Source organism: Thermophilibacter provencensis, from assembly GCF_900128445.1.
Classification (GTDB): domain Bacteria; phylum Actinomycetota; class Coriobacteriia; order Coriobacteriales; family Atopobiaceae; genus Thermophilibacter; species Thermophilibacter provencensis.
Genome location: NZ_LT671417.1, coordinates 616,078 through 640,227 on the forward strand (window position 1 = coordinate 616,078; position 24,150 = coordinate 640,227).

The window sequence follows — 24,150 nt, forward strand, 5'->3', positions numbered from 1 at the left end:
ATGGATGACAAGAAAAAGGGCGAGAAGGACGTCGAGCGGGACGAGTTCGTGCGCGCGGAAAACGAGGACGACGACGGGTACGACCCCTATTCCGACCGGAGGCCGGACCCCGAGCCGCTCTTCGAGCGCGACCCCTGGTCGTAGGGCCGGACCCGACGGAGGCGACCTGACAAAGGTGACAGGGTCAACTGTCATGTTTTTCATGACAGTTGACCCTGTCACCTTTGTCAGGTCGCCCCTGTCGGGCTGCGTTAGCTCGTGGCGCCCCAGTTGGTTTGCATGTAGCCCCAGAGGAAGTAGACGACCACCGCAAGAACGAAGAGGACGACGATGAGGGCAATGGCGGTCTTAATGCGGGTCTTGCGTTCGCGAGAGACGAAGATGTCGCGTCGCCCCTTGGGAATCTCGAGGTACTGACCATAGTGAAGGTCGCGGCGAAGCTGCTGCCCGTCGGCGCGAGAACGGCGATACCCCCGTCCCGAGAACGCCCCGCCGCCTATCGTGTACCCGGAGTCGTGGGCTATCTGGGCGGGCTCATCCTCCTCGTTGGCAAAGTCGTCGATGGGTTCTACGCTGCGGTGAGCGGGCCTCTGGCGGACGTAGGGCGTACGCGCCACCCGCTCAGGCGCCTTCTGCGTGGCTCCGGAAGGCTCGCCGGTGACATCGGCGAGGTCATCGCACTCATTATCGTTGGTCATGTGTGCTCCCGTTAGCAGTCATGAACAGCAATGCACACATCATACGGCAGGGCGGCCGCGCGCCGCTCGAGGTCGAGAAGACTTCTAAAACTGTAAGAATCCCAAGCAGCTCCGACCGAAATATCTAAGTCATCAACGCTTAGATATGGTGAGTATATGACGCTGAGAAAAGTTTCCATCGAGCGTATAGAAATCGAGGCAAGGGGAACAAATAGCAATGTACAGCAAGGGCGCCAAGGCGGCGCCCGCATCACAAGGGAGTGATTATCATGGCACTGGTTCCTTACGATCGTTATTCTCGCGCTCTTCGCAACTGGCCGTTCGACGCGCTGGACAACTTCTTCGACGCGCCCTTCGCGCCGCTCTCCTCGACCGCCGCGGGCTTCAAGATGAACGTCGAGGACGCGGGCGACAAGTACGTCGTCTCCGCTGAGCTCCCCGGAGTCAAGCGTGAGGAGATCGACGTTGAGCTCAACGAGGGTCGCCTCTCCATCTCCGTCGAGCGCAAGGAGTCCGATGAGGAGAAGGGCAAGAACTACCTCTACAAGGAGACCGGCGAGTGGAGCGCCACGCGTGGCGTCTATCTCAAGGACGCGGCCGTTGCCGGCCTGACCGCCAAGCTCGAGGGTGGCGTCCTCACCGTGAACGTCCCCAAGCAGCAGGAGAAGGCCAACGCCACCAAGGTCTCCATCGACTAGCTCGTTCGGGCGAGATGACGCGTCGGGCCGGAACCGATGGGTTCCGGCCCGTTTTTTGACGGAGCCCGGTAAAGGATGACAAAGGTGACAGGGTCTGACAAAGGTGACAGGGTCAACTGTCATGAAAATCATGACAGTTGACCCTGTCACCTTTGTCATCACCGCGCCCGTCAGGCCAGGACGGTGATGCCCTTGGGGTAGCTGTTGAGGACCTCGCAGCCGTCCTCGGTCACGATGACCAGGTCCTCGATGCGGACGCCCATGTCACCGGGCAGATAGATGCCCGGCTCGATGGAGAAGCATTGTCCGGGCTGCACCGGCTCGTCATGTGTGGAGCTGACGTCTCCCGGCTCATGGTCGACGAGCCCAATCTGGTGCCCGAGGCGGTGCGTGAACGCCTGGCCCCATCCCGCGTCCTCTATGACGCGCCGCGCCGTGAGGTCAATCTCGGCAAAGGTGACCCCGGGCCGCACGATCTTCTCGGCCTCCTCGTTCGCGCGCCGCACCGCGTCGTAGACCGCCCGCTGATGCTCGGTGGGCTTGGCGGAGAAGAACGTGCGCGTCATGTCGGAGCAATACCAGTCGCGCTTGCACCCCACGTCAAAGAGGACCATGTCGCCCGGAGCGAACGGCGTGTCGTCAGGCTCGTGGTGAGGATCGGCGGCATGGTCGCCAAAGCTCACGATGGGAGAGAAGGAGTGTCCCTGCGCCCCGAGGCGGCGATACTCGCCGAGCAGCCCGTCGGCGATCTGGCGCTCGGTCACGCCGGGGCGCACCTGGTCGACGAGCCACGCCATCGCCTCGTCGTTCGTGCGCGACGCGGCGCGCATGAGCTCGCGCTCGCGAGCGTCCTTGATCGAACGCGCGTCGTCCACGGCGTCGGACGCGAGGACGAAGCGCGAGGCGGCCCCGGCCTCCATGAGGGGCACGAGCCAGCGGGCGGCGAGCTCCTTGTCCACCCCGAGCGGACGGTCGTGCATGGTGGCCTGTGCCACCAGGGAAACGGGGTCGTCGGTGTCGGAGAACTCGACCACGCGCGCTCCGCATCCAGACGCGTCTGGGAAGAGGCGGTTCGCAAAGAGCGTCGGCACGCCCTCTGCGGGGACATAGAGGGCGAGGAAGCGCTCGTAGGGCTCGGTGTAGTAGCCGCAGAGCCACCAGATGGAGAGCGGGTCCACCACGAGCATCTGATCGACGGTTCTTCTCGCGAGGTTTTCTCTCACGCGTGCGAGGCGGCTCTCGTCCATTGTGTCTCCTTCGGCCGTGGGTGCAGTCCTCCTGCCATGGTACGCCGTCGTCATGTGGCGGCATCGTGGCGTCCACCGGGCAGTTTGTTGCTTGCGTGAAGTCAGAGTAAGATAGAACTTCGCTCATTCTGGGCATTTTGCCCATGAGACGAATGGAGGCATCCATGGAGAACGACATTCCTCCCGTTAACCGGGTTGACGAGATTCGTGAGGAGCTTGGCAGGCTTGAGGGCAAGCGCCTCAAGGTGAAGGCGAACATGGGCCGCTCCCGTATCGTGGAGCGCGCCGGCACGCTCGTGCACGCGCACCCCTCGCTCTTCGTCGTCGAGGTGGAGGAGCGCCGCGGTCGCACCTCTCGCCAGTCCTATCAGTACGTCGACGTGCTCACTGGCACCGTGGAGCTCTACGACACGGAGACCGGCGAGCGCCTCTTCGACTTCGTCGAATCCTTCTCGGAGTAGGCCCGGCGCACGATGGCGGGCGCAGTCGTCGTCACGACCCCCTGCAAGGTCAACCTGCATCTCGGCGTCCATCGCGAGAAGGACGAACGCGGGTATCACCGCGTTGACTCCGTGATGGTGCCGGTCGACCTGTGCGACGTGGTGACGGTCGAGAGGGCGCCCGCCCTGAGCGTACGGTTTGAGCCCTCGCTTGAGGTCGCTCCCGAGAGGACGGGCGTCTGGAAGGCGGCCGTCCTCCTCGCCGAGGCGCTGGGCCGGCAGCCCGGCGTCTCCGTGTCAGTGACCTGTCACATTCCCGAGCGCGCGGGGCTCGGGGGATCCTCGGCGGATGCGGGCGCCGCGATTCGCGCCCTCTGCGAGCTCTGGGGGGTAGAGCCGCTCGACCCGCGAGTCGTTGCGGTGGCGCGTCGCGTCGGGGCAGACGTGGCGTTCTTCCTCTGCCCCGAGCCGGGGCTCTATGGAGGCGCGGGAGACGTCCTCGAGCGGACCTTCCCCGCGCTCGAGGTGCCCATCGCGCTGGTGATGCCCCGCGAGGAGGGCGGCTCAACGGTTGCCGCCTACGCGGAGTTCGACCGTGCCGGCGCAAGGCCCGGCGGCTACGACGACCTCTGCTCCGCGCTTGACGCGAGCGATGTCTCCTCGGTCGCCGCTCGCCTTCATAACAACCTCGCGCCTGCGGCACGCGCCCTGTGTCCGGAGTCGGGCGAGGTCGAGGCGTGGCTTCGCGGGCGGCCGGGCGTCCTTGCGGCGCAGATAACGGGCTCGGGCACCTGCTCGTTTGCGCTCTGCGAGAGCGTCGCCGCGGCGGAGGCCGCCTGCGCCGAGGCGCGTCGGAAGGGCTGGCGTGCCTGGGCGACAAAAACTGGTTGGCTCGCGGGAGAAAGTCTGCTAGAATACTCCCCTGCTACGGGTTGTGGCTCAGCTTGGTAGAGCGCTCGGTTCGGGACCGAGAGGTCGCTGGTTCGAATCCAGTCAACCCGACCACGTAGATGCAGGGCCGTCGGCGATACGCCGGCGGCCCTTTTGCGTGCGCTGGGGCGAGAAGGGCGCGCGGCCTGCCGTCGGCGCATCCCCGGGCGTCGCGCAACATCGTCGCACGCCACAAAAAGAGTGACAGGTTTCGAACGGATGGGGCCGCAAATGCGGCCTCGTTTGTTCGAAACCTGTCACTCACGAATGGCGGACTGACGGGGCCCGCGCCGCTGGCGACTTAGGAGCGCCGCTCGCGGACGATCAGGATGGAGCCGACGGCGACGAGGGGAATCGCCGCGCCGAGCAGGAAGAGGGGGACATTGGTGGTGGCGTCGCCGGTTTCAGGGATGCCGGCCCTCTGCCGCGCGGAGGCCTTCTTCGTGCCGGACTTCTCGGAAGTGGGGTCGCCGCCACGGACGCCGTTCTTCTCGCCCTGCGGAGAGGTGGACGAGCCGTCCTTCCCGTCCTGCTGGCCCGAGGTGCCCGGGTCCTTATCGACGGGCTTCCACTGGGCATAGAGGGTGAGGTCGTGGTTGGCGTAGGGGAGCGAGAGGTGCGCGCCCGCGTCGTAGGCGGTTCCCGTCCCGTCGGCCTTGGTGTTCCAGCCGACGAACGCAAACCCCTCGCGCGTGGGCTCCTGCGAAGACACCGCAGTCTCGAGGGTCGCCGCCGCGGCGCGGCTCTCCTCCGTCGCGGGGGCGCCGGTGCCGCCATTGGCGTCGTACGCTATCCGATAGTCGCCCATCACCGTGACGGAGGCGGCGCGAGAGGTCTCGTAGTCCCCGCCCGAGGCGGCGTTCCCGCTGGGGTGGTGGTAGAACCGGACCGCATAGACGCCAGGCAGCGTGGTGTCCACGTTGTGCTCGACGCGCGCGTGCGTGGTGTCGTCGAGGCTTACCTGGCTTCCGGCGTGGTCGACCATGCTCACGAGGCTGTCGCTGGGCTGCCACGCGTCGCCGACGGACAGCTCGAGGTCGCGCGTCTGGATGGTGGGGCGCAGGCGCACATGCACGCTGCCGATTCTGATGCCGTCGGCGTTGACGCCGTCCAGGATGGCCTTGCTGCCGTCGGGGTTGACGATGTCGGCCTCGGCGGCCGCCTTGCGGTAGCGATACTCCTGCATGAGGTCGTCGGACGGGTCGTCGTCCACGCTGAGGACCCAGTCGGGAAGTCCGGGGTACACCACGGCCGAGCTGCCGGCGCCCACCGACCAGCCGAGGTCCTTGATGGCGTCGCGAATGCGGCGCAGGTCGATGGTGTAGACGCTGCCCGAGTACATGCTCTGGTTGTCGTCGGGGCTGTGCCGGTCGAGATAGTTGATGTTGTCGATGTGGAAGTCCTCCAGAGAGACCTCCGGAATGGCCTCCTGGACCTCAGCGGGGACGGGGGTGAACGTTCCGGAGAGGGGACTGCCGTCAGGCAGGAGGGTGACGCCGAGGTACTTCCCTCCGCCGGAGAAGAGGTCGACCGTCTTGCCGTCGGCGTCCTTCTCGGTCAGCTGCTCCGCGAAGCGCAGGAACGTGCTGGCGCCGGTGTTGCGGCCCTCGAGCGTCGAGCTGCTCCAGAGCCCTACCCGGGCAAAGCCGTGTCCGTAGAGAACCTCGCGGCTCCGGTTGGTCAGCTCGAGCGGCAGCGTGATGGTCACGGTCTCCGACGGCTGGATGGAGCCGCTCAGCGCGATGGTCTTGAGGTCGGCCCAGGAGTTGGCGCCGGCATAGGCGCCCGCGGCGTCGCCGAGGGACACGAGCTCCGTGGAGCCGGAGTCCGCGGAGAGCTTCGCGAAGAGCTCGGTGTCGGGGGCGGTCGTCTCGATGGTCGCCGGGCCGGAGAGCCTCACCACGGGGCGGTCGTTCCCGCCTCCGCCCGCGTAGTCCCCGTAGGGCGTGGTGACGCGCGCGTTTATGGAGATAGGGGCGTCAGTGGGGTTGGTGACGACGATGACCGCCCTCAGGTTGCGCACGAGGTCGACGTCGGCGACCGACTTGTCCATGCGATTGACGTCCGTATCGCTCACGTAGGCGTAGTTGGACGTCTGGCCGGAGTCATCGGTGTAGTAGAGCGCGTACGTGACGCCGGTCTCCGCGGTGACCGGCTCGGCGTTGACGCGGGAGCCGCCCCCAGACTTAGTGCCCGTGTAGAAGCTGTCGGTGCTCAGGGCCTGCGCGTTCAGCGGCGCCAGTGAGAACGCCAGGGTGGCGCAGATTGCGACGAGCGCACTGATGACGTGCGCCCGCCTGTTGGTGCGGTGCATGTTTTCCTCCGTTTTGGTCGCGGTTGACAGTGTGATTCGCCCACTGTCGCCGAGCGACGCAACGTGATGTCAAACCGGATTTCTTGCCGTCAGCCTGCGCGGTTCAGACGTCCCTCTCGCCGGCAGGTCATCAGCATGTGACGGGAGACGGCGTGGTGCGCGCAGCTGCCAATCACGTGGCCCGCGGCGCGCTTGGCCGCCTCGCTCGCCCCCTTCGGGGCGTAGGAGTGCGAGAAGCGCTCGAGCATGGCAAGGTCGTTGCCGCCGTCGCCGTAGACGGCCACGTCGCTCTCGACGATGCCGAGGTGCCCCGCGAGCCAGGCCACGGCCTCGCCCTTGTTAACGCGCGCGTCGGTGAGCTCGAAGAGGTCGCCGTCGAAGGAGGCGTTCACGATTGAGCTCGCGTGGTCGGCCACGAAGCCGTTCAGTTCGCGGTGAAGCGCCTCGTCGGCGACGCGGAAGTTGACCTTGCAGATCGGGCGCGCGAGCACATCGGCGTCCGTCTGGTCGAAGTGGGTGTCGGGGGCGGGCGGTCGCCGGCGCAGCCGGTGCGCGATGAGCCTGCCGAGCAGGCCGGGGGACGGGCGCAACCCCGCGAGGAAGCTCTCTCGCGTGCCCCGGACATAGGTGCCGTCCTCGGCGATGCAGTTGAAGGACACCCCGGGAAACGCAGCGAGGAGCTCCTCGAGCGCCTGCGGGCTGAAGCGCGAGAAGCGCAGCAGCTCGCCGCGCGCGTCGCAGATAAGCGCGCCGTTCGCGGAGACGGTTTCGAGCGGAAGGTCGCCAAAGCCGAGCGCCGAGGCGCGGCGCACGGCCCGTCCGGTCGCGAGCGCCACGTGGCGGCCCGCGTCAAGCACGCGCCTAAGCTGCAGGAGGATGGCGCGGTCCGTCTGGTGGAGCGCGTTGAAGAGCGTCCCGTCGAGGTCGCTGGCAAAGAGTCTGATCAGGGGTCCCACCTCCCACGGCGATACAGGAGGCAGTATATCGCCCCGTCGCCCCCACATTGGGGATGTCGCCGCTCATCCGCGCGGACCTGCCACTCGCCCAAGGCGACGCAAAGCTGACGCGGCGCGTCGTTTTTTCTCGCTTTTTGAGTTTGCTCGCGCAAACGTCAAATGGGACGCGAGGAGGATGGAGGCGTGAGGGCGGGGGCCGAGAGGGCCCGAGAAGGGCGAGGGGTCGAGAAGGCCCCTACTGCACCCTCACGGTGCCCTCGAGCACGGTGACCTCTGCATCGCTCGCCACGACCACGTTGTTCCCGGGCTTCTCCGTCCGGTCCGGCCACTCCGGCACGTAGCCCACGTGAGCGAACTTGCGGCCAAACGCCTGCTCGACCTCGCGTAGCGTGCGCGCCCCGCGGCCCTCGCAGGCGCAGCGAACGTTGGCGAGGTAGACGCCGTCCTCGGCGAGGTGCTCTCGTACCACCCGCGCGCCCTCGTCGGTGGTGAGCGGCCCGAGCGGGCGCCTGCCCGAGAACGCGTCATTGACAATCACGTCGTAGGGATTCGCGGCGGCGCGGATGAACCCCCAGGCGTCATCGTTTACCAGGCGAATGCGCCCGTCCTTCTCGGCGCCCGTCTCCTCGAGGCAGGCGTCTAGGAAGAACTGCCCGCGCGCCAGCGCCGTGATGGCGGGGTCGACCTCGACCACGTCAACGCGTGCTGCGGGCGCGTACGCGGCAAGATACTTGGGGAGCGAGTACCCGCCGCCGCCCATGACCATAACGCGCAGTGGCCGGTCGGGGGAGCACCCCCGCGCGCGCACCAGCCCCTCGATGATGGAGGCCATCGCGCGGTGATACTCGCAGGCAAGCTCAAAGCGCAGGTCGTGGGGGATGTAGCTCACGGACTGGAACGTTCCGTTGACGTTGAGCAGGCGCACGGGCGTCTTGTCCTCGGTCAGGGAGTCAAAGACAAGCGTGAGGCCAAATTTGGTCCGCAGCACGCTCACGCCGCGCCGGCGCAGCCCCCAGAGCAGGACGAGCAGCACTATCGTGCAGACGACGGTCAGAATGAGGAGGGCGTAGACGAGCTCTCTCAATATGGGCCCCTTTTCGCGTTTTAGAGATTGTGAGTAGCGCGTAACGTCGGCTATACTAGCTGATGCTGTATTGGGCCTGGGGCCCGTCTGAGACAACGCACCGGAAGGACACTTCATCATGATTCTTGGCATGGGGCCGCTTGAGATCGTCATCATCCTCGTCATCGTGCTGGTCATCTTTGGGCCCAAGAACCTCCCCAAGATCGGCAGCGCCCTTGGCAAGACCGTCAAGAACGTCCGCGAGGGCATGGAAGAGGGCAAGGACGAGAAGGACGAGAGCCCGATTGAGTCCCATGACGACTCCGTCGAGGTCATCGAGGACGAGGACGACGCCGACGCCCCCGAGACCGCTGCCGACGACGCGGTGTTCTGCTCCAAGTGCGGTGCCAAGAACGCGGCTGACGCCGGCTTCTGCTCCAAGTGCGGCAACAAGCTCAACTAGTGGCACGCGGCAGGTAGGGAGCAGCGCATGGACAGCACCAAGAAGATCGAGCTCACCTCCGAGGGCCGTCAGAAGCTCGTTGACGAGCTCGCGTACCGCGAGGGCGAGAAGCACGACGAGATCGTCGAGCGCATTAAGGAGGCCCGCGGCTTCGGCGACCTCTCAGAGAACTCCGAGTACGACGCGGCCAAGGAGGAGGAGGCGCGCAACGCCGCGCGCATCAACGAGATCCGCCAGATCCTCTCCGTGGCCACGGTCGTCGAGGCCGGCTCCGCGCACGACCTCACGGTCTCGATCGGCACCACCGTCGAGCTGAAGGACGAGAAGGGCAAGACGTCCACCTTCACCATCGTGGGCACCACCGAGACCAACTCCCTCGAGCACAAGATTTCCAACGAGTCCCCCGTGGGCAGCGCCCTGGTGGGCCACCGCGAGGGCGACGAGGTCGAGGTCGTCGCGCCGTCCGGCAAGACGAGGAAGTACGTCATCACGGGGATTTCCCGCTAGGTCGGCGCTTCCTCTCCGACAAGCAGCAAGCGTGGCGCCCCGTGTCTGCGTATCGCAGGTGCGGGGCGCTTCTATCTGAAAGGGACAACATGGCAGAGAACACCGCCGCGGGCATCGCCGCAACCGACGAGCGCGCGATGCGCCGCGCCCGCCGCCAGGCGCTCATCGACGCGGGCGTGAACCCGTACCCCATCACCTCCGAGGTCACGGCGCATGCCGCCGAGCTTGAGGCCCAGTACGCCGACCTTGCGGACGGTGCGGACACCGAGGACGTGGTGAGCGTCGCCGGTCGCATCCGGGCGCTGCGCAAGCAGGGCAAGGCCGCCTTCATCGTGCTCGAGGACGTGAGCGGCTCCATCCAGCTCTTCTGCCGCCACGACGTTCTCGGTGACGAGGCCTGGGGCCTTCTCGGCAAGCTTGACCTCGGAGACATCCTGGGCGCGACGGGCGCCGTCATGCGCACGCGTCGCGGCCAGCTCTCCGTCTCGCCCACGGCGCTCACCGTGCTCTCCAAGTCCCTTCGCCCGCTGCCCGAGAAGTTCCACGGCCTCACGGACCGCGAGGTGCGCTACCGCCAGCGCTACGTCGACCTCATCATGAACCCCGAGGTCCGCGACGTCTTCCGCAAGCGCAGCCGGATCGTCTCCCTCATCCGCCGCTTCATGGAGTCGGACGGCTACATGGAGGTCGAGACGCCGATGATGCACGCCATCCTCGGCGGCGCAAACGCCAAGCCGTTCGTGACGCACTTCAACGCCCTCGATCGAGACTTCTATCTGCGCATCGCCACCGAGCTGCCGCTCAAGCGCCTCATCGTGGGCGGCCTCGAGCGCGTCTTTGAGATCGGCCGGAACTTCCGCAACGAGGGCATGGACCTCACGCACAACCCCGAGTTCACCTCGATGGAGGCCTACTGCGCCTATGGCGACCTCTCCACGATGAAGACGCTCTCCCAGGACCTCTTCAAGATGATCGCGCGCGAGGTCTGCGGGTGCGAGGAAGGTCACGAGGTCATCACCTACCAGGGGCAGGAGATCGACATGTCCGGCACCTGGGCGAGCCGCCCGCTCTCGGAGATCGCCTCTGAGTGCGTGGGCGAGGAGCTCACGATGGACACCCCCATCGAGCACCTGCGCGAGATCTGCGAGAAGAACGGGATTGAGGTTCAGCCCAGCTGGGGCGCCGGCAAGCTCCTCTTTGAGCTCTACGACGAGCTGGGCGAGAAGACCATCGTCAACCCCACCTTCGTGTGCGACTACCCGGAGGAGGTCTCCCCGCTCTCCAAGCGCAAGGCAGAGGACCCGCGTCTTACCGACCGCTTTGAGCTGGTTATCGCCGGCCACGAGTACGCCAACGCCTTCTCCGAGCTCAACGACCCCGTCGACCAGGCCGGCCGCTTTGCCGAGCAGGTTGCCGCCAAGGGCATGGGCGACGACGAGGCCATGGGCTACGACTACGACTACGTGCGTGCCCTCGAGTACGGCATGCCTCCGGCGGGCGGCATAGGCTACGGCATCGATCGCATGGTCATGCTCTTCTGCGACCAGCCCGCGATTCGCGACGTGCTGCTCTTCCCGGCGATGAAGCCCGAGGCCATCACGCGTGCGGACATCGAGGCTCAGGTCGCGGGCGTGGTGACTGACAACGCTGCCGCGTCCGTGGATGCCATCGCCGCCGACAGCGAGAAGGTGGCGGCGGCGACTGCCGAGGCCCCGGCGGCGCTCGTCGCCGGAATAGACCGAGAGGCCGCGCTCGCGCTTCTCGCCGAGCACAATCACGAGGAGTTCCACCTCGAGCACGGCCAGACCGTCGGCGGCGTGATGCGCGTCTTCGCCGAGGAGATGGATCCCGACAACGCGGACTTCTGGGAGGTCGTGGGCATTCTGCACGACCTCGACTGGGAGGAGCATGCCGACGACCCGGCCAACCACACGGTCTACGCCGCCGAGCTGCTGCGCGCGGCGGGCGCCTCCGAACCCCTGATTCGTGCCATCCAGTCGCACAACTCCGACAACAACCCCGAGCTGCCTGCGCCCGAGCTCCCCATGGAGAAGGTCCTCTTTGCCGTGGACGAGCTCACGGGCCTCATCGGCGCGGCCGTGATTATGCGGCCGAGCAAGTCCGTCATGGACTTCGAGGTGAAGTCGCTCAAGAAGAAGTTCAAGGACAAGCGCTTTGCTGCCGGCTGCGACCGCGACGTCATCCGTAAGGGCGCCGAGCTCTGCGGCTGGGAGCTCGACGAGCTTTTCTCGCGCACCATCGACGCGATGAAGGCCATCGCGCCGGACCGCGACACGTTTGGCAAGTAACGGCCTGAGCTCCTTCTCAACTATCTGCGCCCCATGGCCGCACTCGCGAATGCCCTCCGCAAGTGCGGCCATGGGGCGGACTGCATGAGGGCACTCGTGCAATGTCTGCCGGGGTTTGGCCGCATTCGCGTTCTTATCGTCGCGAGTGCGGCCGCACTTCTGGAGGGTGCGCGAGTGCGGCCGCACTTCTGGAGGGTGCTTGCGGGCGCACCTAGGCGCGGCGCCCCTACGCCTCCCGGTCTACCACGTAGGCTTCTCGCTTGGGACGGCGGGTAGCATCTGGCTCAGAAGGACAATGCGCGCCTGTCGGGCGTCTGGGTTGCTGAGCGTCTTCCGAACTCTGCGCTCAAACGCGGGGCCCTCCGTGCGCGCAAGGGAGTGAGCGATGAGGGCAAGGTAGGCGTCGAGGGCCTGGATTGTTCTCACGTTCTTGTAGCTGGCGGGAAACACGGAGATTCCGCATGCCTGGTAGTCGCGGATGCGCCTCTGGTCCTCCTCAAATCCCTTCTCGCTAATGTGGTCCTTGCCGTTGTACTCCGAGGCCGTGCGCTGCCCGCTCCAGTGAAAGTCCGGGCGCATCTGCCTGTGCTCGACGAGGCCGAGCACTTCTGGGGGCCATTCGATGGGGACATTCTCCTGAAAGGGCGGAAATTCGACGCCGCCCATCCGTGCGGGCAGTTTGTAGGCAAACGAGAGCAGCGTCTCCTCCGGCGACCCGGCACCAGACTGCACGAGCGCGGCTGCCCTTCTGGCGCGCTTGATGCCCCTGATGCCGCGCGCCTCCTCAAGAAACGCGATGATGCCCTCGGGCGTTGCGATGGGCGGGAGCTCGAAGGCGCAAGGGCCGTGCGCGGGGTCGACGGGGTCGCGGGCGTATGAGCCGCATGCCTCCATGGGGAATGTCAACAGACGGTAGAACGCCGCGGCGCTGGTGAGCGCCCCGAGCTCCACCTGCCGGCTGAGCTGCTGCTCAACTCGTACGAGGCTGAGCCCAGCCGATTCGACAAAGAGGCGCAGCGGCTCACTTCCCGCGCACGGCCATGGCTCGCCCGACGTCCGAAGCACCTCGAGAAACGTGTTCTCGGGAAGGTCCGCGAGCAGCGCGCGAGACCGGACGCCATGCGCCCCGCTGCGATTGCCTCGCGAGAAAAACGTGAGGCTGAGGGGCGTGCCCGGCTGCACCGGAATCACCTCCTCCGGAAGGGCGAGCCTCAGCGCAGGAACGTCAAGGATTCCTGGCGCGAGCTCGCGGTGCGCGTTTCCCGCGGGCTCGAGGGCCAGGTCGGGGCTGGCGCGGGCGAGACGGGTGAGCTTGAGCGAGTCGGTCCCGGCAAGAAAAACGTTCATGGGCACACCTCCGGTCGCAGGGGGTGGCCCAGCATAGCGAGTGCGGGGTTCCGGGGTGCTCGCATACTCCTCTCCGCGCTCGCGCGCCACTCTGACGAGGTGGGCTGATCACGCGGCAGAAGGGCAGGCAGCGGCTCTGGGAGAAACGGTGCGTCGATGATGCCCGTTTCGGGCGGGACGCTGCTGCATCGCAAAATCCCTACACGGGTGCGGGTGAGGGCAAGCCGCCCTTTAGCGCCCTCCTGCGGATGCCCTCCGCAAGCTCCCCTCCCGTGGCCGCTCCCCAAGTGCGGCCGCACCCCGCAAGCCCCCTCTTCAAGTGCGGCCGCACTCGCGACATATTTCACGTGAGTGCGGGCAATATGTGGGGTAATCTCCGCGAGTGCCCGTTTGGGGGCCGCGATTTGACCGCACTCGCGAGTGCCCTGGCGGGGAGTGCCCCGGCGGGGACGCGCCGCAAGAGTGCCCAGCGGAAACGCGCGGCGGGCACCCCCGCAGCACGCGTCAACATCACGAGAAGAACGTCGCGTCGCTTATCGCGTTTGCGCTGGGCGTGTGGTGGGTACAAACTATAACCGTGAAACGACCATGGGAGGGAACCCTCTATGTTTGAGAAGTTTACCGACAAGGCGCGCAAGGTGATGAGCCTCGCGCAGGAGGAGGCGCGCGGCCTCGGCCAGATGTACGTTGGCACCGAGCACCTGCTTCTGGCCCTCATCAAGGAGGGCGAGGGCGTAGCGGCCCAGGCGCTCGCCAAGCTCGACGTCACCTATGACGAGGCGCTCTCCACGGTGCGCGACCTCACGCCCAGCGAGACCGAGCCCGTGCCCGGCGGCCACATTCCCTTCACGCCGCGCGCGAAGCGCGTGCTCGAGGGGGCGTACCGCGAGACGATGACCCACGGCCAGATGTACATCTCGACCGAGCACCTGCTGCTCGGCATCGTGTCCGAGGGCAACGGCCGAGCGATGGACGCCCTGCGCCAGATGGGCGTCTCTGCCGATGCGGTGCGCAATGCCGTGAACGAGCTCGCCTCGAAGTCTTCCGAGGGCGCCCAGCCCGCCACCGCCGACGTGCGGATGGCCGGCTTCGGCGGGCCCGGCCCGCAGCAGCAGGGGGAGGAGGGCTCGGTTCTGGAGCAGTACGGGCGCAACCTCACCAAGCTTGCCGCGGATGACCGTCTTGACCCGGTGATCGGCCGCGACCGCGAGATCGAGCGCGTCATGCAGGTCCTCGCGCGTCGCCAGAAGAACAATCCGCTCATCCTGGGCGACCCGGGCGTGGGCAAGACCGCCATCGTCGAGGGGCTCGCGCAGCTCATCGCCGGCGGCAACGTGCCGGACATCCTGCGCGGCAAGCAGATCTGGACGCTCGACCTCGCGAGCCTCGTCGCCGGCTCCAAGTACCGCGGCGAGTTCGAGGAGCGCATGAAGAAGGTCGTGAGGGAGCTTCAGGACTCCAAGGAGGACATCCTCTTCATCGACGAGATCCACACCGTGATCGGCGCGGGCTCGGCGGAGGGCTCCATCGACGCGGCCTCCATCTTGAAGCCGCCCCTCTCGCGTGGCGAGATTCAGGTCATCGGTGCCACCACGGCCGAGGAGTACCGCAAGCACGTGGAGAAGGACTCCGCCTTCGAGCGGCGCTTCCAGCCGGTGAATATCGGCGAGCCGAGCCCCGAGGATGCGATCAAGATCATCGAGGGCCTGAAGGAGCGCTACGAGAAGCACCACCACGTCCGCTACACGGACGCTGCCATGAAGGCTGCCGTGACCCTCTCGAGCCGCTACGTGCAGGATCGCTTCCTCCCCGACAAGGCCATCGACGTGCTCGACGAGGCGGGCGCCCGTACGCGCGTGCACAAGATGGCGCTGCCGCCCGAGATCGCCCAGACCGACGCCGACCTCGCGCGCGTGCGCGACGAGAAGTCCGCCGCGGCCGCGGCCCAGGAGTTTGAGGAGGCGGCTCGCCTGCGCGACGAGGAGAAGGCGCTCGTGGCCCGCCGCGACGAGCTCGAGGCCAAGTGGCGCGAGGAGCTGGCCGCCAACGTGGTGACCGTCGACGAGGACGACATCGCCGACGTGGTCTCCACGATGACCGGCGTGCCCGTCTCGAGCCTTACCGAGGCCGAGGCCTCCAAGCTCCTGCGCTGCGAGGACGTGCTCCACGAGCGCGTCGTGGGCCAGGACGAGGCCGTGACCAAGGTCGCCAAGGCCATCCGGCGGAGCCGCAGTCCCCTCAAGGATCCGCGCCGTCCCGGCGGCTCGTTCATCTTCCTCGGCCCCTCGGGCGTGGGCAAGACCGAGCTCGCCAAGGCGCTCGCCGAGTTCCTCTTCGGCTCCGAGGAGGCGCTCATCAGCTTTGACATGTCGGAGTTCATGGAGAAGCACACCGTCTCCAAGCTCGTCGGCGCCCCTCCGGGATACGTGGGCTACGACGAGGGCGGCGAGCTCACCAAGGCCGTGCGCCGTCGTCCCTATTCCGTCGTGCTCTTCGACGAGGTGGAGAAGGCGCACCCCGACGTCTTCAACGTTCTTCTCCAGATCCTGGAGGAGGGGCGCCTCACGGACGGTCAGGGCCGTCACGTGGACTTCTCCAACACCGTCATCATCATGACGTCCAACATCGGAGCGCGCGACATCGCGCAGACCACCACGATGGGCTTCTCCGCGCAGGGTGCGGGCGGCCTCTCCGACAAGGAGATCACGAGCCGCGTGATGTCCGAGCTCAAGAAGCACTTCCGTCCGGAGTTCCTCAACCGCGTGGACGAGGTCGTGGTCTTCAAGTCCCTCACGCCCGAGCAGCTGCGCGGCATCGTGGAGCTCATGGTGGCCGACCTGCGCGACCGCCTCATCGCCCAGGGCATGTCCATCGAGCTCACGGACGCGGCGCGCGACCTCGTGGCAAAGGAGGGCGCCGACCCGGTGTATGGCGCGCGGCCGCTCCGCCGCGCCATCCAGACGCTCATCGAGGACCCGCTCTCCGAGGAGCTGCTGCAGAACCTCTGGCACCGCGGGGAGATCATCCGCGTGGACGAGAAGGACGGGCGGCTCGTCTTCGAGCACGCGACCGGCGAGATTCCCGCGCCGCGTCGTCGCGAGCACATGGCGTCTCCCGACCTCGCGTCGCTCCCGGAGCCGTCAGCCCCGAGGGCGAGCGGAGGGAGCCTCCTGGCGTCCGACTAGCGCAAAGAGGGGGCGGAGGGGCTGTCGCCGCTCCGCCCCCTCTCACGACCATTGCCGCGGAGGCCGTATACTGAGGGATGAGAAGACGGGCCGGCCCGTTGGGGGCCGGCACACACGAAGGGGCCGCCCATGGACGCATCCAAGCTGAGCACGGGTGTCGCGGAGCGCGAGCAGCGCCTGCAGGACGCCATCAGGAACACCGCCCCCGGCACGCCCCTCAGGGTCGCGCTCGACATGATCCTCGCCGGCCACCTCGGGGCGCTCATCTGCGTTGGTGACACCGAGAACGTGCTCGCCGCCGGTGACGATGGCTTCAAGCTCGACGTCTCGTTCACGGCCAACCGCCTCTTCGAGCTCTGCAAGATGGACGGCGCCGTGGTCATCGACCGCGATATCACCAAGATCCTGCGCGCCAACTACCACCTGAACCCCGACCCGTCGCTGCCCACCTCCGAGACGGGCACGCGCCACCGCACCGCCGCGCGGATGAGCCTTCTCACCAAGGCGACGGTCATCTCGGTGTCCTCGCGCCGTTCCGTCGTGAACGTCTACGTGGACGGCAAGGGCTTCCAGATCAAGAGCGTGCGCGACCTCTTCGTCCTGGGCAACCAGCTCACCGTGGCGATGCAGAACACGCGCTCGCAGCTTGACCGGAGCCTGCTGCGCCTCACGAGCCTCGAGCTCGACGACTGCGTCACGCTCGGCGACCTCACGGACATCTTCTACCTCTTCGAGGTGCTCATGTCCGCGGGCTCCGAGCTCGACAAGTGCATCGTCCAGCTCGGAAGCGAGGGCAAGATCGCCCAGATGCAGCGCGAGGAGTACCTCTCGGGCGTGGACGAGGCCTACACGCTCATGATTCGCGACTATGCGGTCGACTCGTCCGACGAGGCCGCGCGCACCATCCGCAAGCGCCTCCACGACACCGTCAACGCGCAGCTGCGCTCCGCCAAGCTCGTGGCCAAGATCCTCGGCTACGGGGACGAGCGCGGCGAGGACTCCATCATGACGCCGCTCGGGCTGCGCACGCTCTCGCGCGTCCCCGTGGTGCGGGACGGCATGGCCGACAAGATCGTCGACGAGTACGGGTCGCTCCAGGAGATCCTCGAGGCCGTCGACGACGACCCGCAGCGCCTCGGCGAGATTGGCGTGAAGAACCCCGACATCCTCGCCAGCAGCCTGCACCGCATGTGGGGGAAGGGCGAGTGATGGGCCCCGACGTCCCGATGCCGTGCGCCTGCGCGGAGCCGAGCCTCGTGGGCGCGTCCGAGTCGGGCGCGGACACCTGCGCCGTCATCGTGGCGGGCGGCACCGGCGAGCGCTTTGGCGACCCGCGCGGCAAGCAGTTCGTGGACCTCTGCGGCCTCCCGCTCATGTGCTGGTCGATCATGGCGTTCGACCGCGCGCCCTCCGTGGGGCGGATCGTGGTCGTGTGCGCCCCCGACCACGCCGACCAGGTCGAGGGGGATGTTCTCGCCTCGCTCTCGCTCACCAAGCCCGTGGCGCTGGCGCCCTCGGGCGCCACCCGCCAGGCCTCGGTGCGCTCCGGCCTGGACGCCGCCCCGCCCGACCTGCCCCTCGTCGCCGTGCACGACGCGGCGCGCCCGCTTGTGGAGGTCGCGCAGATCGAGGAGGTTTGTGCGGCGGTGCGCACCGACGCATCGCTGGCTGGTGCCATCCTTGCCACGCGCTCGGTGGACACGCTCAAGCTCGTGGAGGGCAACACGATCGTGGCCACGCCGGATCGCTCCTTCTACTGGGCCGCGCAGACGCCGCAGGTGTTTACGCGTCGCGCGCTTTGGTCCGCTCACAAGGCTGCCGAGCACGAGGGCTATCAGGGCACCGACGACGCGTCCCTCGTCGAGCGCCTGGGCGGGCGCGTGCGCGTGGTGGAATCCACGCGCGACAACCTCAAGGTCACGCTCCCCGAGGATCTCGCGCTCGCGGAGGCAACGCTCGAACGGCGCCTGCTCGGTTGAGACAAATGAGCCTGCCCCCGTTGTCTCGGGCTGGGGGTCGCTACTCCCGCGTGGTCTTCGGGCCTGTCTCCTCCGCCCTGAGATGTGCCATCACAAACGGCAGGTACGCGAGCGTGTCAAGGGCGATGAGCGTTGCGCTCAGGATGAGGTGACGCCAGTCCCCTCCGCTGCCTATGAGGGCAATCAGCGGTGAGGGCATTGACCAGACCACGTAGTGCGTCATGGGGGCAACGAGTCCGAGCAGCGTCGCGAAATAGGCCACGCATAGGTTCAGTGCGCCCGTGAGCACAAACGGGACGGCAAGAATCGGGTTGAATACGCACGGCAGGCCAAAGACGATCGGTTCGTTGACGTTGAAGGCGGCGAGGGGCAGGCTTAGCGTCGCGAGTCCGCGATGGTCGCCGCGACGGGCAAGGATCAGCAGGGAGAGGACGATCCCGATCGTGCAGCCGGTCCCCCCGATCTGCGCGTAGGCGTTGTTGAAGGTCGTGTTGACAATCTGCCCCGAGTCCAGCGCGGCGAGGAAGATGGGGCCGAACACCGGGGTGATTACCGAGCCGGGGTGGATGCCGCACAGAAACAGGAGGTTCTGCAGGGCTATGGCGAAGACCGCCCCGGGGAGCGTGGCGGTCATGCCCGCGAGCGGCTCCTGGATGACGTGCAGGAGCAGGTCGTTGAGGCCATATCCCGTGAGAGAGCGAACGAGCTCCATCACGACGGCGAACAAGGTCGCCGTCAATCCCGTCGCCGCCATGATGCGGAACGAGTCCGAGATCTCGGAGGGGACGCCGTCCCCCAGGTTGATGGCGAGCCCCCGGAGCTTCGCGAGGCGCATGAACAGCTCCGCCGAGGCTATCGACACGATGATTGCGAGCGTGATCCCCGTGGTTCCGACCAGCGAGCCCATCTCGTCGGGAGGAACGGCGACGAAGAATGACGCGACTGAGACGATGGACACGACGATGGGGCGCTCGTAGCCCATGCGGGTCGCGAGACTGTGTGGGATGAGCAGGGCAAGAAGGATCGAGATGATGCCCAGCGAGCCGTTGATCGCCCGGTCGAGCGCGGCGATGACGAAGGCGATGACCTCGCCGGCCCCTCCGCCGACCTCCAGGCTGACCAGAGCGGACCTGAGGAACGTGGCGATGCCGTTGATCACGAAGAGGGGGATGGCCCTCATGAAGGCCGTCCTGATCGAGGCGAGGTGCCGCTCGTTGCCGAGACTCCGGGCGAGCTTCTCGAGACTGGCGAGCAGCCGGTTACTCACATCCCTCACTCCTCGGGCGGTCCTCCATGAGCTCCCGCGCCTGCCTCATGACCGCCTCGCCATCCATGGTCCCGTACACCCGCATGCTGATGAGCCCGCAGCGGGCACCCGCGGCGGAGGCAAGGCGCGAGATCTCGTCGAGCTTGTGCCTGATCTGCGGCCCCACGAGAACCACGTCGAACTTCCGGATGGTATCGGCGACGTCGTCCATCCCATAGGACTCGACGATGTCATCAGGGTCGGCGTATCTTCTCATCCGACTTACGAGCAGGCTGGTCGTGACGCCACACTCGCAGTAGAGCACCACCTTCATGCGCTCCCCCCTTCGCGGGCGCCCACGGTCGAGAGGAGCTCATAGATGTTCACGAGCTCCTCCGCCTGCGGCTCGAGCCCCTTCGCCATCATGAGGTGGTCCTGGGCATGGACCAGGATGAGGTCGAGATGGGCGGTCCCCCGGACGCTCGACGCGAGGATCTTGGTCTGGGCCGCCGAGGCGAGGGCGAGCTCCCCCCGACCCTCGTCCATCAGGACGTGCGCGCGGACGAAGTCCTGGTGGCGCGCCCGTTCGATCGCCCGCGAGAAGGCGGCGCGGGCGCTCCCGGCGTGGAGGATGAGCTCTATGCATTCGGGGTGCGCGTCGTCCGCGGGCTGGGTGTCAACTTCGACGTCTGTCTTCATGAGATGTCCTCACCGATGGTCTTCATGGTCGATGCAAGCTGGGCGTAGTCGCGTCGTTTGATGAGATGGCGCACGCTCTTGGAGTCAAAGAGAAAGCGGGCGAGCATCTGGTAGAAGTAGTCGAGGCGGTGTCTGGAGCGTCTTCCCACGGAGATCAGGAAGATCACCTGCACGTCGTGGCCCGCCCCCCAGGGAATCGGTCGGTCGAGGATCCCCACGCAGCAGAGCGACTCCTCGCTCGCGATCTTGCGCGGGTGAGGGATCGCCGCCAGGTTTCCGTAGCTCGTGTTCGCGAGGGCCTCGCGTTGAAGAACGAGGTCGTAGAGGTCCCCGTCGATCTTGACGCGACTCTCCACCCGCTCGCACATCACCCGTAGGGCCCCGGCCTTGTCCTCTGCGCGGACGTGGGGGATGAAGAGGTCCTCGCGGAAGAACCCCTCGGGGTCGGGGAGGTCGCTCGAGGCGAAGAGCTGCCTGACGCCGCTCATGTCCGCGGACTCGAGGAAGTAGCCGACCTCCACGACGGGTATGGGCATCTTCTCCCTGATCGGCGTGGTGGTGAAGATGTAGTCGTACTCGGCGATGTTGAGGCTGCGCAGACCCTGGAGGCTGGTTACGTGCAGCGTCGAGATGAGGTTGCCGAAGGCGGCGTTGAAGCGGTACTTGAGGAGCTGGGAGCTGGAGGTCCCCGTTGCGCACACGAGGATGATCGACTTCTTGCGCCGCTCGATTCGGCGCTGCTCGATGGGCATGTCGAAGATGAGCGCAACGAACCCCACCTCGTCCTCGGTGAGGCGCGCGCCAAAGTGCCGCTCGGCCACCCCACAGGCCTGTGAGGCAACGGTCCACGCGAGCCCGAAGTTTCGCTTGATGTCGGGGAGCATGGGGTTCCCCTCCTGGATGCCCAGGGCCACGCGGTTGGCGAGAAGGGCGAGGTGGCGCGAGAGCATCATCAGGAAGTCGAGGTCGTGGGCAATGTCGAGGCCGAAGGTGGCCTCGACGCTCGCGATCATGTCCGCCGCGAGCTTGAGGATGTCGGAGGGGACGACGATGCCCTGGTCGGACGCGGTGCTCCTCTTGCTCAGGAGGATGACCTCGAGGTAGCGCTTCTCCAGGAGGGGCAGGGGCCTCCCCAGGAAGCCCTCGAGCATCGTCGCGAGGCTCGAGGCGGCGTCCCTGACGGTCTCGGAGTCCGCGGAAGGCAGGCTGTCGCCGTCGATCGGGTGGCCCTCCCCCAGGCGCTGAAGCATGGCATAGATGTAGAGGCAGATTTCGTTGAAGCTGTTGTCGGTCGTGTGGTAGCCCGTAAAGGCGACCACGGAGTGGAGGAAGCGTCTGATCTTGAGGTACGTCTCGTCGAAGCTGTCGTCGAGCAGGTGGTCCACCATCAGTGAGCGGACCGACAGCTCCGGGCCCCTCGCCCTGATTCCGTAGCCCGGGCGGCGCTCCAGGCTGAGGCGCTCGGAGACGAGGATGCGCTCGACCTCGGCGAGGTCCTGGTAGACGGTCTGCTTGGAGGCGAAGATCTGCTGGGCAACGCTGTCGGTGGAGAGGTAGGCGTCGCCCGACTCGATGAGCCGCCTCAGGATGTAGCGCACGCGGTCCTCGGAGGTCTGGGGCAGCTGGGCGCGTGGCCGGGCGTCCTCCCTTCCCACGGAGGCCACGAACCTCTCGTAGTCGTCGCGGTCCTCGACCACGAGGGTGTAGCCCGCCCCGTGCTTCGCCTCGATTCGCGCGCCATGGGCCCGGAGGGAGGAGCTGAGCTCCGCGAGTCGCGCGCGGGTCGTCTTCTCGGAGAGCCCGAGCTCACCGGCGAGCTCCCGCGCGGTGACGTACTCCCCCTCGCGGATGCGCCGCATGAGCAGGCGGGTTTGCTCTTGTCTCATGGGATGTCGCCCCCTTCCGCGCTCCCGAGCCGCCGCCCCGTCGGGCGGCGAGAGCCCCCCGGCGTCGGACAAGCCAACCATATCAGCCCGAGAAGGGCGAGGTCGACCAGATGGACGCCCAGCGCCGCAAAAAGGGCGGTGAGGTAGGTGCCCGTGAAGTCATAGAGGTAGCCCACGACCGACAGCGAGAGGGCGGACCCGAGGACGCACGCCGCGGACACCACGGGGAACCACCTCTCGTAGTCGCCTCGGCTCAGCAGCCGCTGGGAGAGCGTCGAGAGGCAGACGCCCGTGACCGAGTAGACCGACCCAAAGAGCGCGGCGCTCGCGATGAGGGCGACGGGCCCCCTGAGGGTCATCAGCATGCCAATCGACGCGGCGTTGACGAGGATCAGCGCGACGATGGTGGCCCAGGGCCCCACACGGTCGCTGATCGAGCCGGCCGAGAGCTTGAAGGCGATGTCAGAGAGAAGGGCGGCCGACACCATGAGCGAGCCCGTGGTCGCCCCCAGCCGCAGGGTCTCCGCGTATCCGATGAAGTGCTGGGGAATGCCGGTGAGGCAGGAGTGCAGCAGGCTGATGGCGGTGAGGGTCGCGACGACGGCGGGAACGCGCGACCGGGGAAGGGAGCCTCCCTGGCCCGTCGCGGCGCGTGCGGTTCCGTAGGGGGCGCGGCCCACCGTGCCGGGCTCGATCTCGATGCGGCAGATCAGCGCGGGAAGGTTGAGCACGAGCATGAGGCACCCCATGAGCGCCGTCGTGGGACGCCATCCCAGGGCCGCGATGAGGGCGGAGAGAAGGGGCGAGAAGAGCGCGCCCGCGGTGCCGCCCACCCCGAAGACAAGGCCCGTGACCGTCCCTTGCCGCTCGTTGAACCAGTTGTTCACCATGACGGTGATGACGACCATCCCAAAGAGCCCGGTGCCCACGCCGCGAATCGCTCCGAGGGCATACAGCTCGGCGACCGACCCCGCGCCCGCCATGGCCACCGTGGGCGCGACCGCGAGTGCCGTCGCGCAGGCGAGGGTCCTCCTGAAGCCCAGGCGACGGTGAACCCTGACGGCGAAGAGGGAGACGAGAGCCGACACGGCGTTCGAGATGGTCGTGTGGAGGGCGACGTCCCCTCGCAGCGCCTGAAGCCCCTCGGCCATCGGGGTGTAGAAGGCGCCGACGGAGTTGATGCAGAGACCGACCGCGGAGGCGAACATCCCGCAGAGCGCGACGACGAGGAGCACGTGGGACTTTCCGGGCACGGTACCTCCTCGTCTCGGGAACGCCTTCCTCAATCAACGATAGGCGCGCCGTCCCGGGCGGTCCAATCGGAAAACTACCTCTCGCAAGCGGTAAAGCATTGAATTGTGCGGAGCCGCGCGCCTCGGAGAATGGCCCTGTGGAACCGACGAGGCCAAGGGAGGGGCAATGAGAGGCATCAGGGCGCGGGTGCTGAGAATCTGCGACATGACCGTTGACACGGATGCGCTGGTGAGGCCGGACGGCCCGGGGAGCGGGGGAGCAAAGACGGTCATCCCCTGCTGGGCGATGCTCATCGAGCATCCCGAGGGACTGGTCCTCTTCGACACGGGAGAGCGGACCTGCGAGGACGGGTCGTCGGGTCGGGAGCGGCTCGTCGAGCAGCTCGCGCTGTGCGGGGTCAGTCCCGAGCACGTGCGGCTCGTCATTCTCTCGCACCTGCACCACGACCACGCGGGCAACCTGGACCTGTTTCCTGACGCCGACGTCGTCGTCCAGCGCCGCGAGCTGGAGGTCGCCCAGGCCGAGGTGGCGGCGGGGACACCGGGCTCGATCTATCGGAGGGAGGAGATCTCGGGAGCCGTCCGCTGGCGCGTGATCGACGGGGAGCGCGAGATCCTGCCCGGCATCAGGCTCATCCCGGCCCCGGGTCACACCGAGGGGCTGCAGGCGATGCTCCTCGACCTCGAGCGTCCGATGCTGGTGACCTCGGACGCCTGCTACACGGCACGCAACTTCGGGCCGCCCGCACGTCTTCCGGGGCTCTACCGGGACGCGTCCGAGACCCTGCGCTCGGTCGAGCGCCTACGCGGCATCGCCGGGCGGAGCGGCGCCTTCGTGATGTTCGGTCACGATTCCGAGCAGTTCTCACGGATGCGCCTCGCGCCGGTGCCCTACGAGTAGGCGCGGAGCGGACCCTACCGTTTCCTAGC

Annotated in this window: 22 protein-coding genes and 1 tRNA gene; 12 read left to right on the top strand and 11 right to left on the bottom strand. The window is 67.1% G+C overall.

From position 1 onward, the window contains the following. A complete protein-coding gene (locus BQ7391_RS12315; protein ID WP_159437344.1) occupies positions 1–144 on the top strand; it encodes a hypothetical protein in 144 nt (47 codons plus the stop codon). A gap of 107 nt (positions 145–251) precedes the next feature. On the opposite strand, the gene BQ7391_RS02710 is transcribed toward BQ7391_RS12315, so the two are convergent. Further along, entirely contained in the window at positions 252–698 is a 447-nt protein-coding gene (locus BQ7391_RS02710; RefSeq protein ID WP_075279194.1) for a hypothetical protein, read from the bottom strand. A gap of 269 nt (positions 699–967) precedes the next feature. On the opposite strand from BQ7391_RS02710, the gene BQ7391_RS02715 reads away from it, so the two are divergent. Further along, positions 968–1,396 carry an Hsp20/alpha crystallin family protein gene (locus BQ7391_RS02715; RefSeq protein ID WP_075279195.1) on the top strand — a complete coding sequence of 143 codons (429 nt, stop codon included), beginning with the start codon at positions 968–970 and terminating at the stop codon, positions 1,394–1,396. Positions 1,397–1,566: 170 nt separating this feature from the next. Here the strand turns inward: BQ7391_RS02715 and BQ7391_RS02720 are convergent, their stop codons facing one another. Then, positions 1,567–2,643, bottom strand: coding sequence for a M24 family metallopeptidase (locus BQ7391_RS02720; protein ID WP_075279196.1), 1,077 nt, complete (start codon positions 2,641–2,643; stop codon positions 1,567–1,569). Between the two features lie 164 nt (positions 2,644–2,807). On the opposite strand from BQ7391_RS02720, the gene BQ7391_RS02725 reads away from it, so the two are divergent. The 3 genes from BQ7391_RS02725 (at position 2,808) to BQ7391_RS02735 (ending at position 4,088) form a co-directional block, all read left to right on the top strand. Beyond that, the gene (locus BQ7391_RS02725) at positions 2,808–3,104 is read left to right on the top strand and encodes a Veg family protein (protein WP_075279197.1); all 297 of its coding nucleotides are present in this window, start codon (positions 2,808–2,810) and stop codon (positions 3,102–3,104) included. A 12-nt stretch (positions 3,105–3,116) separates the two neighbouring features. After that, positions 3,117–4,034 (top strand): 4-(cytidine 5'-diphospho)-2-C-methyl-D-erythritol kinase, encoded by a 918-nt coding sequence (locus BQ7391_RS02730; RefSeq protein WP_083662057.1) that lies wholly within the window; start codon positions 3,117–3,119, stop codon positions 4,032–4,034. Continuing rightward, a tRNA-Pro gene (locus BQ7391_RS02735) sits at positions 4,012–4,088 on the top strand. Before BQ7391_RS02730 ends, BQ7391_RS02735 begins: the two co-directional genes overlap by 23 nt. A 226-nt stretch (positions 4,089–4,314) precedes the next feature. Here the strand turns inward: BQ7391_RS02735 and BQ7391_RS02740 are convergent. The 3 genes from BQ7391_RS02740 to BQ7391_RS02750 form a co-directional block, all read right to left on the bottom strand. After that, positions 4,315–6,327, bottom strand: a complete 2,013-nt coding sequence (locus BQ7391_RS02740; RefSeq protein WP_075279198.1) for an InlB B-repeat-containing protein — start codon at positions 6,325–6,327, stop codon at positions 4,315–4,317. A gap of 89 nt (positions 6,328–6,416) precedes the next feature. After that, positions 6,417–7,283 (bottom strand): HAD family hydrolase, encoded by an 867-nt coding sequence (locus tag BQ7391_RS02745; RefSeq protein ID WP_235858607.1) that lies wholly within the window; start codon positions 7,281–7,283, stop codon positions 6,417–6,419. Between the two features lie 235 nt (positions 7,284–7,518). Next, positions 7,519–8,367, bottom strand: a complete 849-nt coding sequence (locus BQ7391_RS02750) for a spermidine synthase (RefSeq protein WP_159437345.1) — start codon at positions 8,365–8,367, stop codon at positions 7,519–7,521. Between the two features lie 118 nt (positions 8,368–8,485). Between BQ7391_RS02750 and tatA the strand changes: the two genes are divergently transcribed. The 3 genes from tatA (at position 8,486) to lysS (ending at position 11,625) form a co-directional block, all read left to right on the top strand. After that, entirely contained in the window at positions 8,486–8,809 is a 324-nt protein-coding gene (tatA, locus tag BQ7391_RS02755; RefSeq protein ID WP_075279199.1) for a twin-arginine translocase TatA/TatE family subunit, read from the top strand. Between the two features lie 27 nt (positions 8,810–8,836). Continuing rightward, positions 8,837–9,316 (top strand): transcription elongation factor GreA, encoded by a 480-nt coding sequence (greA, locus tag BQ7391_RS02760; RefSeq protein WP_075279200.1) that lies wholly within the window; start codon positions 8,837–8,839, stop codon positions 9,314–9,316. Between the two features lie 89 nt (positions 9,317–9,405). Beyond that, entirely contained in the window at positions 9,406–11,625 is a 2,220-nt protein-coding gene (gene lysS / locus BQ7391_RS02765) for a lysine--tRNA ligase (protein WP_075279201.1), read from the top strand. Between the two features lie 240 nt (positions 11,626–11,865). Here the strand turns inward: lysS and BQ7391_RS02770 are convergent, their stop codons facing one another. Continuing rightward, positions 11,866–12,972 (bottom strand): hypothetical protein, encoded by a 1,107-nt coding sequence (locus BQ7391_RS02770; RefSeq protein WP_075279202.1) that lies wholly within the window; start codon positions 12,970–12,972, stop codon positions 11,866–11,868. A gap of 605 nt (positions 12,973–13,577) precedes the next feature. Here BQ7391_RS02770 and BQ7391_RS02775 point away from each other — a divergent pair. The 3 genes from BQ7391_RS02775 to ispD all read left to right on the top strand — a co-directional run bounded on the left by BQ7391_RS02775 (position 13,578) and on the right by ispD (position 18,136). Beyond that, positions 13,578–16,157, top strand: coding sequence for an ATP-dependent Clp protease ATP-binding subunit (locus BQ7391_RS02775; protein WP_075279203.1), 2,580 nt, complete (start codon positions 13,578–13,580; stop codon positions 16,155–16,157). Between the two features lie 129 nt (positions 16,158–16,286). Next, positions 16,287–17,366 carry a DNA integrity scanning diadenylate cyclase DisA gene (gene disA, locus BQ7391_RS02780; RefSeq protein WP_075279204.1) on the top strand — a complete coding sequence of 360 codons (1,080 nt, stop codon included), beginning with the start codon at positions 16,287–16,289 and terminating at the stop codon, positions 17,364–17,366. After that, positions 17,366–18,136 carry a 2-C-methyl-D-erythritol 4-phosphate cytidylyltransferase gene (gene ispD, locus BQ7391_RS02785; protein ID WP_083662060.1) on the top strand — a complete coding sequence of 257 codons (771 nt, stop codon included), beginning with the start codon at positions 17,366–17,368 and terminating at the stop codon, positions 18,134–18,136. Before disA ends, ispD begins: the two co-directional genes overlap by 1 nt. 40 nt (positions 18,137–18,176) lie before the next feature. Here the strand turns inward: ispD and BQ7391_RS02790 are convergent, their stop codons facing one another. Genes BQ7391_RS02790 through BQ7391_RS02810 form a run of 5 tightly spaced genes read right to left on the bottom strand, consistent with a single transcriptional unit; the run spans position 18,177 to position 23,220 of the window. Further along, positions 18,177–19,403, bottom strand: a complete 1,227-nt coding sequence (locus BQ7391_RS02790) for a PTS sugar transporter subunit IIC (RefSeq protein WP_075279205.1) — start codon at positions 19,401–19,403, stop codon at positions 18,177–18,179. Next, entirely contained in the window at positions 19,396–19,716 is a 321-nt protein-coding gene (locus BQ7391_RS02795; protein WP_075279206.1) for a PTS sugar transporter subunit IIB, read from the bottom strand. The genes BQ7391_RS02790 and BQ7391_RS02795 overlap by 8 nt, the downstream gene beginning before the upstream one ends. Next, a complete protein-coding gene (locus tag BQ7391_RS02800; RefSeq protein ID WP_075279207.1) occupies positions 19,713–20,081 on the bottom strand; it encodes a PTS lactose/cellobiose transporter subunit IIA in 369 nt (122 codons plus the stop codon). The genes BQ7391_RS02795 and BQ7391_RS02800 overlap by 4 nt, the downstream gene beginning before the upstream one ends. Next, the gene (locus tag BQ7391_RS02805; protein ID WP_075279208.1) at positions 20,078–21,967 is read right to left on the bottom strand and encodes a BglG family transcription antiterminator; all 1,890 of its coding nucleotides are present in this window, start codon (positions 21,965–21,967) and stop codon (positions 20,078–20,080) included. Before BQ7391_RS02805 ends, BQ7391_RS02800 begins: the two co-directional genes overlap by 4 nt. Next, positions 21,964–23,220, bottom strand: a complete 1,257-nt coding sequence (locus BQ7391_RS02810; protein WP_075279209.1) for an MFS transporter — start codon at positions 23,218–23,220, stop codon at positions 21,964–21,966. Before BQ7391_RS02810 ends, BQ7391_RS02805 begins: the two co-directional genes overlap by 4 nt. 166 nt (positions 23,221–23,386) lie before the next feature. Between BQ7391_RS02810 and BQ7391_RS02815 the strand changes: the two genes are divergently transcribed. Further along, positions 23,387–24,121: an N-acyl homoserine lactonase family protein gene (locus BQ7391_RS02815; protein ID WP_075279210.1), complete on the top strand. Its 735-nt coding sequence runs from the start codon at positions 23,387–23,389 to the stop codon at positions 24,119–24,121. Positions 24,122–24,150 lie beyond the last annotated feature (29 nt).

Excerpts from the sequence above, each read along its gene's own strand:
- BQ7391_RS12315 (WP_159437344.1), top strand. The coding sequence starts at position 1 with ATGGATGACAAGAAAAAGGGCGAGAAGGACGTCGAGCGGGACGAGTTC.
- BQ7391_RS02710 (WP_075279194.1), bottom strand. The coding sequence starts at position 698 with ATGACCAACGATAATGAGTGCGATGACCTCGCCGATGTCACCGGCGAG.
- BQ7391_RS02715 (WP_075279195.1), top strand. The coding sequence starts at position 968 with ATGGCACTGGTTCCTTACGATCGTTATTCTCGCGCTCTTCGCAACTGG.
- BQ7391_RS02720 (WP_075279196.1), bottom strand. The coding sequence starts at position 2,643 with ATGGACGAGAGCCGCCTCGCACGCGTGAGAGAAAACCTCGCGAGAAGA.
- BQ7391_RS02725 (WP_075279197.1), top strand. The coding sequence starts at position 2,808 with ATGGAGAACGACATTCCTCCCGTTAACCGGGTTGACGAGATTCGTGAG.
- BQ7391_RS02730 (WP_083662057.1), top strand. The coding sequence starts at position 3,117 with ATGGCGGGCGCAGTCGTCGTCACGACCCCCTGCAAGGTCAACCTGCAT.
- BQ7391_RS02740 (WP_075279198.1), bottom strand. The coding sequence starts at position 6,327 with ATGCACCGCACCAACAGGCGGGCGCACGTCATCAGTGCGCTCGTCGCA.
- tatA (WP_075279199.1), top strand. The coding sequence starts at position 8,486 with ATGATTCTTGGCATGGGGCCGCTTGAGATCGTCATCATCCTCGTCATC.
- greA (WP_075279200.1), top strand. The coding sequence starts at position 8,837 with ATGGACAGCACCAAGAAGATCGAGCTCACCTCCGAGGGCCGTCAGAAG.
- lysS (WP_075279201.1), top strand. The coding sequence starts at position 9,406 with ATGGCAGAGAACACCGCCGCGGGCATCGCCGCAACCGACGAGCGCGCG.
- BQ7391_RS02770 (WP_075279202.1), bottom strand. The coding sequence starts at position 12,972 with ATGAACGTTTTTCTTGCCGGGACCGACTCGCTCAAGCTCACCCGTCTC.
- BQ7391_RS02775 (WP_075279203.1), top strand. The coding sequence starts at position 13,578 with ATGTTTGAGAAGTTTACCGACAAGGCGCGCAAGGTGATGAGCCTCGCG.
- disA (WP_075279204.1), top strand. The coding sequence starts at position 16,287 with ATGGACGCATCCAAGCTGAGCACGGGTGTCGCGGAGCGCGAGCAGCGC.
- ispD (WP_083662060.1), top strand. The coding sequence starts at position 17,366 with ATGGGCCCCGACGTCCCGATGCCGTGCGCCTGCGCGGAGCCGAGCCTC.
- BQ7391_RS02795 (WP_075279206.1), bottom strand. The coding sequence starts at position 19,716 with ATGAAGGTGGTGCTCTACTGCGAGTGTGGCGTCACGACCAGCCTGCTC.
- BQ7391_RS02800 (WP_075279207.1), bottom strand. The coding sequence starts at position 20,081 with ATGAAGACAGACGTCGAAGTTGACACCCAGCCCGCGGACGACGCGCAC.
- BQ7391_RS02805 (WP_075279208.1), bottom strand. The coding sequence starts at position 21,967 with ATGAGACAAGAGCAAACCCGCCTGCTCATGCGGCGCATCCGCGAGGGG.
- BQ7391_RS02815 (WP_075279210.1), top strand. The coding sequence starts at position 23,387 with ATGAGAGGCATCAGGGCGCGGGTGCTGAGAATCTGCGACATGACCGTT.